The organism is Butyrivibrio sp. FCS006, from assembly GCF_000424525.1.
Taxonomy (GTDB): domain Bacteria; phylum Bacillota; class Clostridia; order Lachnospirales; family Lachnospiraceae; genus Butyrivibrio.
In genome coordinates this window covers 127,577-142,864 of record NZ_AUKB01000014.1, presented here as the reverse complement: position 1 = coordinate 142,864, position 15,288 = coordinate 127,577, and the positions used below count along the sequence as shown (strand labels likewise).

The following is a 15,288-nucleotide window of genomic DNA, read 5'->3' as shown; positions in this document are numbered from 1 at the left end:
ATAGGCAATGACAGATAACAGAAACGACGATCTCGATTTCAGAGAGGTCAATGAAGAAGGGGAGAAGCTGACATCTGATGAGAAAGCAGATGTTAAGGATACTTCTGCTAAGGATTCTTCAAACAATGACAAGACAGAGCAGCCTCAGTACGAGGATGTGTGCTTTGTCTGCAGAAGGCCTGAGAGCAAGGCGGGCAAGATGTTCCACCTTCCCAACAATATATGTATATGTGATGACTGCATGCACAAGACCATGGAGGCAGTCAGCCAGTTTGATTACAATAATCTCTTGAACAACCCGAACCTTATGAATGAACTCAACAAGAATTCAGGAGGCTTTCCTAACTTTGGCTTCTTTAACATGGATGGGCTTAATAATGGTGGAAACAATTTAGGCGGCGGAATTCCCAATTCACAGAAGATCAAGAAAAAGAGTGAGAAGGCTGAAAAACCCGTCATCAACATCAAGGATATTCCCGCTCCTCATAAGATAAAGGCCAAGCTCGATGAATACGTCATCGGACAGGATAAGGCCAAGAAGGTCATGAGTGTTGCTGTTTACAACCACTACAAGAGAGTTGCTACAGACACCATGGACGAGATTGAAATCGAGAAGTCAAACATCCTGCTCCTTGGACCTACAGGAAGCGGTAAGACATATCTGGTCAAAACACTGGCAAGACTCCTTGATGTGCCGCTTGCCATCGCAGATGCCACATCTCTGACAGAAGCAGGATACATCGGTGATGATATCGAGAGCGTAGTAAGTAAGCTCCTGGCAGCAGCCGGCAACGATGTAGAGAAGACCGAGCACGGTATCATCTTCATCGACGAGATAGACAAGATTGCCAAGAAGAAGAACACCACATCCCGTGATGTCAGCGGAGAGTCCGTTCAGCAGGGAATGCTCAAGCTCCTTGAGGGCTCCAATGTTGAAGTTCCCGTAGGCGCCGGCAGCAAGAACGCCATGGTTCCTCTTGCAACCGTTAATACCAGAAATATCCTCTTTATCTGCGGAGGTGCATTCCCGGATCTTGAGGAGATCATAACTCAGAGACTCAACAAGCAGACTTCCATCGGTTTTGATGCCGACCTTAAGGACAAGTACGAGAATGATCCGGATATTCTTACCAACGTAACCATTGAGGATCTCAAGAAGTTTGGTATGATCCCGGAGTTCCTTGGAAGACTTCCTATCATCTGCACACTGCGTGCCCTTGATAAAGACATGCTGGTTCAGATTTTAAAGGAGCCCAAGAACGCTATCCTCAAGCAGTACCAAAAGCTTCTTGCGCTTGATGAAGTTGATCTTAGATTTGATGATTCCGCTCTTGAAGCTATTGCCGAGAAGGCTATGGAAAAAGAGACCGGAGCAAGAGCTCTTCGTGCGATCATCGAGGAGTTCATGCTGGATATCATGTATGAGATTCCCAAGGATGAGAACATTGGTCGTGTGACCATCACCAGGGACTATATAGAAGGAAAGGCTTCGCCGATCATTGAGATAAGGGGCGAGAGCGTGCCAAAGCTTCCGAAACTTAACACAGAAGAGGCAAAAGAGATCTAAATTAATACGTGTGAGTCAGTGGGGACGTTTCAGTTTGACTCATTTTGCTTAACAAAATGAGTCAAACTGAAACGTCCCCACTGACTCACACGCCTTTATTATTTATAGTTTACTCAAATGTTACAAACGTTCCAGCCTTGCCCTTAAGCGCATCCCCAACAGTACTAATGGATGTGATAAGAACCGAACCATTGTGGTTAGCCTCAAGGAACTCAATAGCTGCCTCAACCTTCGGAAGCATATCAACTTCTCCGAACTCACCGGCAGCGATATACTCTTTTGCCTGAGCAACGTTCATCTTAGTGATGGGCTCTTCCTCAGGTGTCTCGAAATTCTTATAAACATAAGGCACTGAAGTAAGAATGATGAGTCTGTCGGACTTAAGGTCTGCAGCGAGCTTGCCGGCGATGGCATCCTTTTCGATGACAGCGGATGCGCCCTTAAGAACATGACCCTGCTGGATTACAGGAATTCCGCCGCCTCCGCAGCAGATGACTTCCTGTCCGGCGTCAACCAGTGCTCTGATGGCGTCAATCTCAACGATGTCGATGGGCTTAGGTGCTGCGATTATTCTGCGATAGCCGTTTCCGGGCTCTTCTCTGACAAAATTTCCCTTCTTTATCTCAATATCCGCATCTTCCTTGGACATGTTTCTTCCGATGGCCTTGGTAGGCGCATAGAAAGCCTCGTCATAAGGATCAACGGTAACCTGAGTCAGGATGGTGCTGACAGGAGTTGAAATACCGCGGCTTGAAAGCTCTGTCTTTAGCGAATTCTGAATATCGTATCCGACATAACCCTGGCTCATGGCGTTGCATACGCACATGGGAGCGGGAGTGTAGTCGATATAGATCCTGTGAAGCTCGGTCATGGCCTTGTGTATCATGCTGACCTGCGGACCGTTAGAGTGGGTGATCACCAGCTGATATCCGGCCTCCACCAGATCTGCCAGAGCCTTTGCTGTGATCTTGGTAGCTGTGAGCTGGTCGTTTGTTGTCACGCCCAGTGCCTCGTGACCAAGGGAAACTACTGCTTTGATGTTATCCATTTCATCCTCCTATGAGCTTTTTAGATAAAAACATTTTAGCTTATCGATATAATATGTGCAAAATGATGATTGAATTTCTCACAATAGAATTGTAATATATAGCCTTGTCGGTAACTCGTTAATTTTTGTTTGCCATTTTTATTGGCGGATCGGAAATATATGAAGAAAACAAATACCAAGGACCTTACAGTCGGCAATCCCATGGGCCTTATCTTTGGCTTTGCCCTCTCGCTCTTTTGGGGAATGCTGTTCCAGCAACTCTACAATATCATAGATACAGCTATCGTCTCATGGTTTTTGGGAAAAGAGGCTTACACCGGCGTAGGTACTACCGGAGCCATCAACTTCCTTATAATGGGATTCTGCATGGGAGTCTGCAACGGTTTTGCCATCCCCGTAGCTCAGAGATTTGGGGCAAAAGACTTAAAGAGCATGCGCAAGTTTGTATCCCATGCCATTATTTTATGCGTTATCCTGGCATCTGTCATGACATTTTTTGTCAGCATATTCTGCAGACAGATCCTTGTTGCCATGCATACACCGGCGGACGTTCTTGACTACGCCTACAAATATATCCTGGTGATATTCCTTGGAATACCGGTTACATATATGTACAACCTGCTCTCGGGTATCATCAGAGCCCTTGGCGATTCCAAGCACCCTGTGCAGTTCCTTATCATTGCATCTATTGTGAACATCGGTCTTGACCTTCTGTTCATCATACCTCTTAACATGGGTATCACAGGTGCTGCCCTTGCAACAGTAATTTCCCAGGGACTTGCGGGAGTTATGTGTCTTATCTTTATTATCAGAAAGATTGAGATACTTCAGCTTTCAAAAGAGGATTGGGTTTTGGATAGCTCACATTTCCTCATCCTGCTTAACATGGGTCTTCCCATGGGACTTCAGTATTCAATCACTGCAATTGGAAGCGTAATCCTTCAGACCGCCATCAACGGACTTGGCGTAGATGCAGCAGCTGCAGTTACAACAGCCGGTAAGGTAGGAATGTTCTTCTGTATTCCTTTTGATGCCCTTGGTTCAACAATGGCAACCTACGGCGGACAGAACGTCGGAGCCAAGCAGCTTGACCACCTTCAGAACGGTCTTGTTGCAGCCATCAAACTGGGATGTGCTTATTCGCTTATAGCTTTTGTGGTCCTTTATTTCTTTGGAAGAAGCTTTGCAATGATATTCCTGGAGGCAGGAGATGTGGCTTGTCTTGATAATGCTCATCTCTACCTGATAATAAACAGTGCCTTCTATATACCGCTGGCTCTTGTAAACATCGTAAGGTTCCTCATCCAGGGAATGGGATTCTCCCTTTTTGCAGTACTTGCCGGAGTAATGGAGATGATCGGAAGAACCATTGTTGCGGTGGTTTTGGTGCCTATATTCGGATTCCCTGCTCTTTGCTTTGCAAGCCCCATAGCCTGGGTCCTTGCGGATGCATTCCTGATCCCGGCTTACATTTCTGTGAAAAAGAAACTTGCCCGTATTTTTAAGGGACAGGTGGAAATCTACTAAATAATTCGGAAACGCTTTGTGGCGTTTCCGATTTTTCATTCATTGATATGAGTTGTCATGTGCGGATCAAGATCGGGATTGATCTTGGTGACCTTGCGGTCATAGGTCATAAGACCGTTCACCTCTTCCTCAACGTCGCTGACCTGTGTGTAGACAGCTCCGCAGAGTCCCTTTGGAATAAGAGGCTTCATGCTTGCATTTATAAGGTTGTAATATGCGACGCCAAGAGTATCGAGGTTGTCGTATTTTTTATATCCGTAAATTCTGTCTACGCTGCTGTGACCGTCGATGTGGCAGGCAAGTCCGCCATATTCGGAGATAACGAAAGCGCGTTCTTTCTCCTTCTCCACATCAAGAGGTCTGAAGTAGTTGTGGACGCTTCTGAAGTTGCCGCTGCCTTCGTCAAACCAGCCGCTGGCCTGGTCGATCGGACGGGAGTCATCAAGCTCTTTTGCCATAATGGTGGCACTTGCGGCGTTGAACTGGCCCCAGCCCTCGTTGAAGAGAACCCAGGTTGCGATACTCGGTACGTTGTAGAGATAACTGATGGTGCCCTTCATTTCCTGAAGCCACTCGCTGCGGCCCTCAGCAGAGCCCCTTGAGAAGGTCTTGTAATGTGAAGGACCATCGCTCATGCGGCCGAAGATCTTGGGAAACGCAGTCGGAAGATAGGAGACCACAGGCTTGGCGTAGCTTGAACCTCCGCTTACCATATCCTGCCATACGATCATTCCAAGTCTGTCGCAGTGGTAGTACCAGCGCGCGGATTCCACCTTGATGTGCTTGCGCATCATGTTAAAGTGAAGGCGCTTCATCTCCTTGATGTCGTAGATAAGAGCATCGTCTGTCGGAGCTGTGTAGAGTCCGTCCGGCCAGTAGCCCTGATCCAGAACTCCCATGAGGAAGTATGGCTTGTGATTTAAGCAGAACCTCGGAGTTCCCTCGCTGTCAGGCTCCACGGTAAAGCTTCTCATTGCAAAGTAAGAAGTGACATGGTCGTCACCAATCTGGATGTGCAGAGGATACAGATACGGGTCCTCCGGAGTCCAGAGATGCGCATCATCTATGGTGAAGTTAAAGCCGTAGTAGTACTGCTCGGGAGCCTTCTGCCCTTCAACCGTGCAGGGACATGTATCTGAGGCAAAAGACAAGTCTTCCGTAAATTTAGTTTCATAACCGCCTGAAGCTTCTGCCGACTTTATCATTTCATGTCCCGGGAATTTAACGGATACCTTGCCGGGAAGGTTGGTTGAAACCTCGATGAAAAGAGTCTTAAGATCTCTCTCGGGGCGGATCCTGATCTGTTTAATGTATGTAGCCGGAACTTCTTCGATCCAGACGGTCTGCCAGATTCCACTCTGACAGGTGTAGTACATTCCGCCGCGGCGAAGTGTCTGCTTGCCTCTTGAGTGATAGGAGGAGTCGCTGGTGTCGGCTACTCTTACAGAAAGTGTATTATTTTCGACAGCTCTTTTATCCTCAGAGAGATTCAGCTGGTCGGTGATATCGATGGTAAAAGGAAGATACCCGCCCTTGTGGGATGCCACGAAGGCACCGTTTACATAGACGTCGGCGAACTGATCAACAGCACCGAAATGGAGCAGGATCCTGGAATCTTCATATTTTCTGTTGATGGTGGGAAGAGCTCTTTTGTACCAGAGAAACTGGTCCGGCTCAAGGCGCCTCTCAACTCCGGAGAGCATGGCCTCGGGCGAGAAGGGTACAAGTATCTGACCGTCCATCTGTGACGGTATCTGAGAAGCGAAAGAGTCATTGAGGCTCTTGTTGTCGAATTCCGTCGGCGCCGGGACTATGCAGTAATCCCAGTAGCCGTTTAAGTTTATATAGCTGTCTCTGACGAATTGGGGTCTTGGATACTCGGAAAGTACGTGGTCCTTATCAAGGTTTTCTCCCCAGGGGGTAAAGAGCCTGTTGAGGACGTCGTCTTCATGTGGCTTATCTATACTTCTGAGTGCATCAATGAGGTCCATAGGAACACCTTTCTTAATCTGTAGTAGTTTGCTGCCCTGCAGCTGTTGCGATGAGATCCTGATAGAATGCGCAGTTTGTGGCATTTCTGTATGCGCTGACCCACAGAAGCGGGATGAACATCGTGATCGCACCCAGGAGATAGAGCGGAATGAAGGACACATTCAGGTAAAAGAGCCTTAAGACGTTGCCTTTCATGAGTCTTCTGCTGGTTGCCAGAATCTCTTTTGCCGATTTGTCAGGAAAGTCGTGGAGAATGTAAAACGCTTGGGAGTAGATAAGACCAACGATGATATTGATGATCAGGCCGATTCCAAGAAGAAGGAAGGCAGTCGTCACATCACTTGCGGCTCTGGTTGCAGAATACCTGATCACAAAGAGCTGCGCAGGAACGCTGGCAATGAAATCAACCAGTACGAAGAGTGCCTGGATGGTCACGGCTTTCTGTGGCTGCTGACGCAGTCCGAAAAAGACATCTGCAGTGGCCACGGGCTGTGAATACAAAAGATTCATGTAAAGATAAGCTCTTCCGGACACAAGTACACCCAGAAGAATGTTTATGATTATGGTTATTAAACTGTTGATGATTATTAAAAGGATGCTTCCCGTACCTGAAACGGTCGAGAAACCGGAGACCAGAAGCTGGATAGCCAGGATAAGCAGATTTGCTCCGATCAGAGTTCCGTATTTTCCGAGTGACTGTTCTTTTGCGATAGCTTTAAGCTCCGCCGATGACTTGTAGTTCAAAGTAAAATGCTCCCCAATAATTCCCCCATAGTTCATTTAGCCGGCCATGTCGACATTTGCTCCCAAAAGGCCCTGTCTGTTAAGGTCTTTCCTTGCCTGAACATAAGGATTTTCTTCATTGCTGTATGCAATCTTAGTGCAGGTCTCACCACCTGCCACATAGGTACGTCCACATTCAGGACATACTGCGGTCCTGATAGAAACTGAAGCCTGAAGGACCTTGCCGTTGTTCATGGCTGCATCCTTGTAGGCGTTGCTCACGTGCTCAGCCTCATGTCCGCGGACTCTTGAAGCTGCTGCTTGTGGGCTTATATGCTGCGCAGTTTTAAAAGAAACCATCTCGTCGGAACCGTCCTGATACTTGCGGTTCTTGCAGGTTTCACATTCTGCGGGAGAAACTCTTTTGCCGGGATTGGTCTTGGTTGACTCGCCCGGATTTAATATGGCTTTGCCGGCTCCTTCTGCTGCGGCTGCTGAACCTGCTGCTATTGCGCCGTTCTGCATTCCCATAGCATAAGAGCTGTTATATGCACTGTATCCACCTATTGCACCGATACCCATAGGCACCTCATTTCTATGCCTGTGCCGGGGATTAGCCGTCTATCTGTACGCCTAATTCCTTAAGCATTTCGTCAAAGCTTACGCCGTTCATCTGCTTCGAGATTGTATTTAGCTGTGCACGGGACTGCGGATCTGTGAGGACAGTGTAGAGGTCGTAGGTGAAAACGCCGTATCCGACTACAATACCTATTGATCCATAAAGGATGGCTTTCTTGGCCTGAGGAAGGAGTTTCTCAAGTGTACCCTTACTCAATATGGCAAGAATTATAGCTACGCCTCCAATGACTACGCCTAAGTTCAAAAACAAACAAAGGGGTATGGAAGCCAGCCCCAACACTAAAGCAGTACCTGCTAAAGCTAAATGCCCATCATTTCCCATCAAAACTTTTCCTCACAAAACCTCATTCTTACTATAGATATTACACTAAAAACGCGCCTTTTTCAATGTTTGCGCGGGATTGCCAAGTCTTGAAAAGTGTCCGAAATGCTTGGTATAATATGGGAGTGCGCATTGTTTATGAAAAATTAAGCTAAATTTCTTACTGTATTTATGCGCACTTCACAGAAATACAGGTATGGAGAGGGTTTTATGGACATCGTTTTAAAGATCAAAGAGGAACTAAATGTTGAGAAATGGCAGGTCGAGGCAGCAGTCAAGCTTATCGACGAAGGCAATACCATTCCTTTTATTTCACGATATAGAAAAGAGGTTACGGGATCTCTTAATGATGAGCAGCTCCGTAATCTCGATGAGAGGCTCAAATACTTAAGGGGCCTTGAGGAGAGAAGAGAGCAGGTTCTTGCTTCTATTGAAGAGCAGGGCAAGATGACAGACGAACTCAGAGCCAAGATCGTGGCTGCTGAGACAATGGTAGCTATTGAGGATCTCTATCTTCCTTACAGACCAAAGAGAAAGACAAGAGCATCAGTGGCAAGAGAGAAGGGCCTTGAGCCTTTAGCAGAGATTCTTCTTGCTCAGGAGACTGATAAGCCGCTTCTTGACGAGGCAGCAGCTTTTGTGGACGCTGAAAAAGGCGTTGAGAACGCAGCTGATGCACTCCAGGGTGCTATGGATATCATCGCGGAGGATGTTTCCGACAACGCTGATTTCCGTACCTACATCCGTGAGGCAACAATGGAGAAGGGTGTTCTTACCAGTAAGGCCAAGGATGAGAAGGCTCAGTCCGTTTATGAAATGTACTATGACTACGAGGAGCCCATCAGTAAGGTTCTGGGCCACAGAGTACTTGCCCTTAACAGAGGCGAGGCAGAGAAATTCCTTGTTGTTAAGATTGTAGCTCCCGAGGAGCAGATCCTTCAGTTCCTCAACAAGAAGATGCTTAAGAATGAGAACCCGATCACTACTCCCGTTATCGAGGAGATCAATCAGGATGCTTATGAGAGACTCATTGCTCCTGCAATTGAGAGAGATATCAGAAATGAGCTTACAGAGAAGGCTGAAGATGGCGCCATTACTGTATTTGGTAAGAACCTCACTCAGCTTCTCATGGCACCACCTATCGCAGGCAAGACAGTTCTTGGCTGGGATCCGGCTTTCAGAACAGGATGTAAGCTTGCTATCGTAGATCCCACAGGTAAGGTGCTTGATACCAAGGTTATCTATCCCACAGCACCTCAGAACAAGGTTGAGGAGTCCAAGGCTGAACTCAAGAAGCTCATTGAGAAATATGATGTAGATCTTATTTCCGTAGGAAACGGTACAGCATCACGTGAGTCTGAGCAGGTTATCGTTGAGCTTATTCACGAGCTTGACAGACCTCTTCAGTATGTCATCGTTAACGAGGCAGGAGCTTCTGTTTACTCAGCAAGTAAGCTGGCTACAGAGGAGTTCCCTCAGTTTGATGTAGGACAAAGAAGTGCTGCTTCTATTGCAAGAAGACTTCAGGATCCGCTGGCAGAGCTTGTTAAGATCGATCCCAAGTCCATTGGTGTCGGCCAGTACCAGCACGACATGAATCAGAAAAAGCTTGGTGAAACCCTTGAGGGCGTAGTTGAGGACTGCGTTAACAAGGTTGGTGTTGACTTAAATACTGCATCAGCACCGCTCCTTCAGTATATTTCAGGTATCAGCAAGGTTATCGCCAAGAACATTGTTGATTACAGAGAAGAACACGGTAAGTTCGAGAGCAGAGCTGACCTTTTAAATGTACCTAAGCTCGGACCTAAGGCTTACGAGCAGTGCGCAGGATTCCTCAGGATCGCTGATGGCGAGAATCCGCTTGATGCAACCAGCGTACATCCCGAGTCCTATGAAGCTACCTTAAAGCTCATGGACAAGCTGGGAATTACCTTTGATGATGTAAGAGCAGCTCAGAAGAACGCAGCCAAGGCTGCACTTGAAAAGCCCGCGGCTAAGGCAGAGGAGAAGCCTCGTCCACAGAAGAAACCCAAGCAGGTTGTTATCAGAAATACTTCTACTGCTATGGGAGCAGCTCTCGCTGCAGCACTTGCAGGAAGTAACCTCGCAGTTGTAGAGGACGAGAGTTCTGGCGGAAAGGGTGCTAAGGGCGGAAAAGGCAAGGAGGCTCAGAATGGCGGCGCTCAGACAGGTGGCAATGGCGCTCAAGGCGCTGGCGCAGGAAGTCTGTCCAGGAAGGTGTCTGAGTCTGACAAGAAGAAGCTTGCTGAGGAGCTTGGAATCGGTGAGATCACTCTCACAGATATTCTCTCTGAGCTTGAGAAGCCATCAAGAGACCCTCGTGAGAGCATGCCTGCTCCTATCTTAAGGAGCGATGTCCTTGAGATGAAGGATTTAAGACCCGGTATGGTTCTCAAGGGAACAGTAAGAAATGTTATAGACTTTGGTTGTTTCGTAGACATAGGCGTTCACCAGGACGGCCTTGTACATATTTCTCACATCACCGACAAGTTCATCAAGCATCCGCTTGAGGCTGTCAGTGTCGGAGACATCGTAGATGTTCAGGTTCTTGACGTAGAGCTTGATAAGAAGAGGATCTCTCTTACCATGAAGATTCAGGATCCTGCCAAGGTAGCTGCCGAGGCAGCAGCCAAGGCTGCCGAGAGAGGCAAGGGTGGATCCGGAGCTTCCGGAAAAGGCGCAGGCAAGGCGTCAGGTGTTTCAGCTTCCGGCGATGCAAAGCCCGCAGCCAAGAAGGTCTCAGTCGTAGACCAGCTTGCCAAGGAAGCCGGCATCACTCGCAAGGCTCCTGCCAAGAAGGCAGCCGACGATGTACCTGCAACATCTTCAGCCAGAAGACCTGTAAACGCAGATGCACCAGCAACGTCTTCGGCTAGAAGACCGATAAATGCAGATGCGCCAGCAACATCTTCAGCCAGAAGACCGATAAATGCAGATGCGCCAGCAACATCTTCGGCTAGAAGGCCTGTAAACGCAGATGCGCCAGCAACATCTTCAGCTAGAAGACCTGTAAATGCAGACGCACCAGCAACATCTTCAGCTAGAAGACCTGTAAACGCAGATGCTCCTGCAACTTCATCAGCACGCAGGCCTGCTCCATCAGCATCCGCTGATTCCGCTTCTGCAGGCACCGAGGCTCCTAAGAAGTTCAAGAAGAAAGGCATCGTAATCTTCAAGGGCAATGCCAACGACTGATACTGTGAGTACACCCTTTATGCAAATTTTTCCCCGCGAAGCCATGGGCTCGCGGGGATTTCTTTTTTTCTTTTGGGACTATCGCTGGGCTTTTTGGGGGAGATATCGCCGAGTGTTAAGGTTTGGACCTCGGCGTTAGGCTGAGTTAAAGCTTGTACAAGAGGATATTTCTATATATACGTTCTGAAGTAGCCTCGGGGTATGGAAAGCCGAGGTATCGAAAACTTGCACAAGGGGATATTTCTATATATATGCTTTGAAGTAGCCTCGGGGTATGGAAAGCTGAGGTATCAAAAATTTGCACAAGAGATATTTCTATATATACGCACTGAAGTAGCCTTGAGGTATGGAAAGCCAAGGTATCGAAAATTTGCATAAGGGGATATTTCTATATATACACTCTGAAGTAGCCTTGGGTTATAGAAATCCGCGGAATCAAAAATTTGTACAAGGGACTATTTCTATATATAAGTTGAAAAGTAGCTTAAGGTTATAGAAATCCGAAAGATCAAAAATTTGCATATATGGCACCTTCTATATATACACAGATAAGTAGCCCTGGGGTATAGAAACGCCGTAGATAAGAAGCAAGGACAGTATGCATATGTTCAAGCAACTTGCTTAGAGAAAAAACTTTTGTATTATCTCTTCTACTTCCAAGAAGTCTAACGGATGCTTGCTATCTTCATAGGTTGTGATCATGTTGACCCCGGGAAGATAGCCGTCTCTGATATAGCGATACATTTTATAGTCGACAGTTGGCTGATAGCTGGGATCGTCACAACGTCCGAAGTGTTCCCAAAGTATGATCTGATGCGTCTTGGGATGCATGATAGTAAAGTCGGTTGCAATTGGATGGCCGTAGATATCATGTATTTCCTCATACCTATATGGGATGTTGTGTGAAAATAGAGCCTGTGCAATCTTTGCTTCGGATTTTGAGCGCACCATTTCCCCCTTTGGAGCAGGATGAGTTAAGTGCTCCGGATGATCAGTGCTCTTATTGTAAGGAGCGTATTCCCACTCGCTGGCGATATGACGCTGATCAATTAAAAGCTCTCTATATGGTGAGTCTGGGCCAAGCATTTGGGAACAATCATCAGCGATCCTGTGATTTAGGTAATAATTGATGCACTTAAGCTCATTGCACATGTCTTTTTTCAATTTATTCAAATACTTTTTCTTTGTAAGCAGCTTGGCTTCTTTTATATTCTCTTTCTTTGAAATGTAGGTGTGAACTTTCTTGCCATCTATTGTTCTTTGCTTGTAAAAAAGATTATAAGTCTTATTATCTTTTACCTGCCTCAGGCACAATAAGTTTTCCTCAGGCATTGAAGATAACTTCTTTTCAACTCTCTTAATGTCTTCTTCAAGCTTTTTCTTTCGGTCAATAAAATAAGTAGTCTGATCCAATTATTCAGTTCCTTTCTATAAATATTTTTTCTTTCTTACTGGTTGAAATGTCCCTGCGAGAGCAGGTAGATATCAAGACACCATCTGAGCAGAATGCTTTTGATGAAGCGTCGCTAGAAAATATAGCAAAAGAAGAGTTACATGTAAATAGATATGAGTCAATCTTAAACAAATCTTAAGAAGTTAGCGATATTACGATTGTATTGGGGACTCATCAGAATTTGGCGATGAAAAGTCCTTACGCTAATTTTTCTATATATACGCTTCGAAGTAGCCTTGGGGTATAGAAAGCTGATGGTCGAGAAATTTGCACAAGAGATATTTCTATATATACGCATTGAAGTAGCCTTGAGGTATGGAAAGCCAAGGCATCGAAAATTTGCATAAGGGGATATTTCTATATATACGCTTTGAAGTAGCCTCAGGGTATGGAAATGCGCGAGATCAAAAAATTGCACAAGAGACTATTTCTATATATAAGTTGAAAAGTTGCTCAAGGTAATAGAAACCCGGGAGATCAAAAATTTGCACAAAAGGAGCTTTCTATATATACGTTATAAAGTGGCTCTGGGGTATAGAAAAGCAGAAAAACCCTGACCAAAAGAAGACATGTACCGTCATTGATAGCACTGATTAAGTACTCAACACCTCTAATAGACAAATCTACCCACAACAAATCCAATAAGAATTTCACCAAACGCGCCTGCGCCGTAATTAAATTCCCAAAATCCCCGAATTTAAGAAAAAAAATCAGTTAGCCCTATTGATTTTATTAAAGCCATGAGGTATTATTCATTAACGGACTTCAAATAACTTAAAGTCCGCGCAATAAAATATTGTTAATGTTCTCTTATTCAGAGTGGTGGAGGTACATAGGACCAGTGAAGCCACGGCAACCCCTTGACGTTTGATCAGGAAGGTGCCAACCTGAGCGTGCAACTTTCGAGGCCGCAAGGCCGAGATACAACGAGCAATAAGAGGATCTGAAACCCAAATCAGTTCCGCTTGTTTGTGTCCTGCACGCACCAAACAAGCGGTTTTCTTATGTATGGCAAACGTTAGATCCGCAATGATCTCTGATCTGCCATATTGCATCGGCGCAGGAAGCGCCAGAAAGGAAATTTAGAATGGATAAATTTATTTTCACATCCGAATCAGTAACAGAGGGACATCCCGACAAGATTTGTGATAACATTTCAGACGCGATCCTTGATGCCTGCATGGCACAGGACCCTATGAGCCGTGTTGCATGCGAGACAACAGCTTGCACAGGTTTCGTACTTATTACAGGTGAGATCACAACCAAGGCAGTAGTTGACTACGCTAAGATCGCAAGAGAGACAGTATGCGAGATCGGTTATGATTCATCAGAGAAGGGCTTTGATGGCAACACATGTGCTGTTCTTGTAGCACTTGACCAGCAGTCAGCTGATATCGCAATGGGTGTTGACAAGGCTCTTGAGGCTAGAGAGAACCAGATGACAGATGAGCAGATCGAGGCAATTGGTGCCGGAGATCAGGGTATGATGTTTGGTTATGCTACAAATGAGACAGAAGAGTACATGCCTTACGCAATCAGCCTTGCACATAAGCTCACAAAGAGACTTACAGATGTTAGAAAGAACGGAACACTTCCTTACCTTCGCGCTGACGGTAAGAGCCAGGTTTCAGTTGAGTATGATGAGAACGGTAAGGTAAAGAGACTTGAGGCTATCGTTATCTCAACTCAGCATGATGAGAAGGTTACACAGGAGCAGATCCACGAGGACATCAGAAAGCACGTTATCGATCCTATCGTTGATGCTTCACTTGTTGATGACAACACTAAGATCTACATCAATCCTACAGGTCGTTTCGTAATCGGTGGACCTCAGGGTGATGCCGGACTTACAGGACGTAAGATCATCGTTGATACTTACGGCGGAGCAGCTCGTCACGGCGGCGGAGCTTTCTCTGGTAAGGACTGCACAAAGGTTGACCGTTCAGGTGCTTACGCAGCAAGATACGTTGCTAAGAACATCGTAGCAGCAGGCCTTGCAGATAAGGCTGAGATCCAGCTTTCATACGCTATCGGTGTAGCTCAGCCTACATCAATCCTTGTAGATACATTCGGAACTGGTAAGGTTTCAGATGAGAAGCTTACAGAGGCAGTTCGTAAGGTATTCGATCTTCGTCCTGCAGGAATCATCAAGATGCTCGACCTTCGTCGTCCTATCTACAAGCAGACAGCAGCTTACGGTCACTTTGGCCGCAACGACCTTAACCTTCCTTGGGAGAAGCTTGATAAGGTTGAGGAGCTCAAGGCAGCCGTTCAGTAATCTGATCAGTTAAAAGACATTTACGAAGAAGATACATTTGATGAGTATTCATCGGATGTATCTTCTTTTTTTGATTGATCAGAATCATCGATATTATTGAATTTCATGGGTGTCGGCTCAAAGAATTCATATTGTCTTATTTGGTCCGACTTTTTCATTGAAAAATAGCTTTTTCAAACGCGGTTAAAACATGATAATCGGCCTAACATCACCCTATCAACATTGCAAGTCCGACAAAACAGTTGTTTTTATTGCGTTTGCATCTGATTTCCGGTCAAAATGGCGGACTGAATAAAGGTAATCAACATCACAGTCCGATACTCCGGTAAACTTACACTTCGAATCCTTCCTAAAGCACTGAAAAAATCGGCTTAAGTACTCGAGCTATCATTTTCAGTCCGACATTAAGCATAAAAGGTACTTCACACATTCGCACCAACATGCATAAAAGGGTACTTCATATATTCGCTCCAACAGTAAACGAAAAGGTTACTTCATACATTCGCTCCAACATGTGCATCAG

The 15,288-nt window shown here is 46.0% G+C and carries 9 protein-coding genes, 1 pseudogene and 1 riboswitch; of the genes and pseudogenes, 4 read left to right on the top strand and 6 right to left on the bottom strand.

All coding sequences use genetic code 11. The features are described 5' to 3' along the window. Positions 1–7: 7 nt before the first annotated feature. Positions 8–1,567 (top strand): ATP-dependent Clp protease ATP-binding subunit ClpX, encoded by a 1,560-nt coding sequence (clpX, locus tag G633_RS0106755; RefSeq protein WP_026519466.1) that lies wholly within the window; start codon positions 8–10, stop codon positions 1,565–1,567. A gap of 109 nt (positions 1,568–1,676) precedes the next feature. On the opposite strand, the gene arcC is transcribed toward clpX, so the two are convergent. Next, positions 1,677–2,615, bottom strand: coding sequence for a carbamate kinase (arcC, locus tag G633_RS0106750; protein ID WP_022769815.1), 939 nt, complete (start codon positions 2,613–2,615; stop codon positions 1,677–1,679). 159 nt (positions 2,616–2,774) lie between these two features. Here arcC and G633_RS0106745 point away from each other — a divergent pair, with 159 nt between their 5' ends. Next, positions 2,775–4,142: an MATE family efflux transporter gene (locus G633_RS0106745; protein ID WP_026519465.1), complete on the top strand. Its 1,368-nt coding sequence runs from the start codon at positions 2,775–2,777 to the stop codon at positions 4,140–4,142. A 35-nt stretch (positions 4,143–4,177) separates the two neighbouring features. On the opposite strand, the gene G633_RS0106740 is transcribed toward G633_RS0106745, so the two are convergent. From G633_RS0106740 to G633_RS0106725, 4 genes are read right to left on the bottom strand one after another with little or no spacing between them, the layout of a single operon-like run. After that, positions 4,178–6,133 (bottom strand): glycoside hydrolase family 2 protein, encoded by a 1,956-nt coding sequence (locus G633_RS0106740; protein WP_026519464.1) that lies wholly within the window; start codon positions 6,131–6,133, stop codon positions 4,178–4,180. Positions 6,134–6,146: 13 nt separating this feature from the next. Beyond that, positions 6,147–6,878 carry a DUF975 family protein gene (locus tag G633_RS0106735; RefSeq protein WP_022769819.1) on the bottom strand — a complete coding sequence of 244 codons (732 nt, stop codon included), beginning with the start codon at positions 6,876–6,878 and terminating at the stop codon, positions 6,147–6,149. Between the two features lie 36 nt (positions 6,879–6,914). After that, positions 6,915–7,439, bottom strand: coding sequence for a hypothetical protein (locus tag G633_RS0106730; RefSeq protein ID WP_022769820.1), 525 nt, complete (start codon positions 7,437–7,439; stop codon positions 6,915–6,917). 31 nt (positions 7,440–7,470) lie between these two features. Continuing rightward, positions 7,471–7,692 (bottom strand): hypothetical protein, encoded by a 222-nt coding sequence (locus tag G633_RS0106725; protein WP_207638102.1) that lies wholly within the window; start codon positions 7,690–7,692, stop codon positions 7,471–7,473. Positions 7,693–8,028: 336 nt separating this feature from the next. Here G633_RS0106725 and G633_RS17655 point away from each other — a divergent pair. Then, positions 8,029–10,434 (top strand): annotated as a pseudogene (locus tag G633_RS17655) (Tex family protein); the annotation flags it as partial. A 1,221-nt stretch (positions 10,435–11,655) separates the two neighbouring features. Here the strand turns inward: G633_RS17655 and G633_RS19185 are convergent. Further along, positions 11,656–12,447 carry a hypothetical protein gene (locus G633_RS19185; RefSeq protein WP_026519463.1) on the bottom strand — a complete coding sequence of 264 codons (792 nt, stop codon included), beginning with the start codon at positions 12,445–12,447 and terminating at the stop codon, positions 11,656–11,658. A gap of 847 nt (positions 12,448–13,294) precedes the next feature. After that, positions 13,295–13,427, top strand: a riboswitch (SAM riboswitch). Positions 13,428–13,574: 147 nt separating this feature from the next. Here G633_RS19185 and metK point away from each other — a divergent pair. Next, complete coding sequence (metK, locus tag G633_RS0106710) at positions 13,575–14,765, top strand: methionine adenosyltransferase (RefSeq protein WP_026519462.1); 1,191 nt, start codon at positions 13,575–13,577, stop codon at positions 14,763–14,765. Positions 14,766–15,288 lie beyond the last annotated feature (523 nt).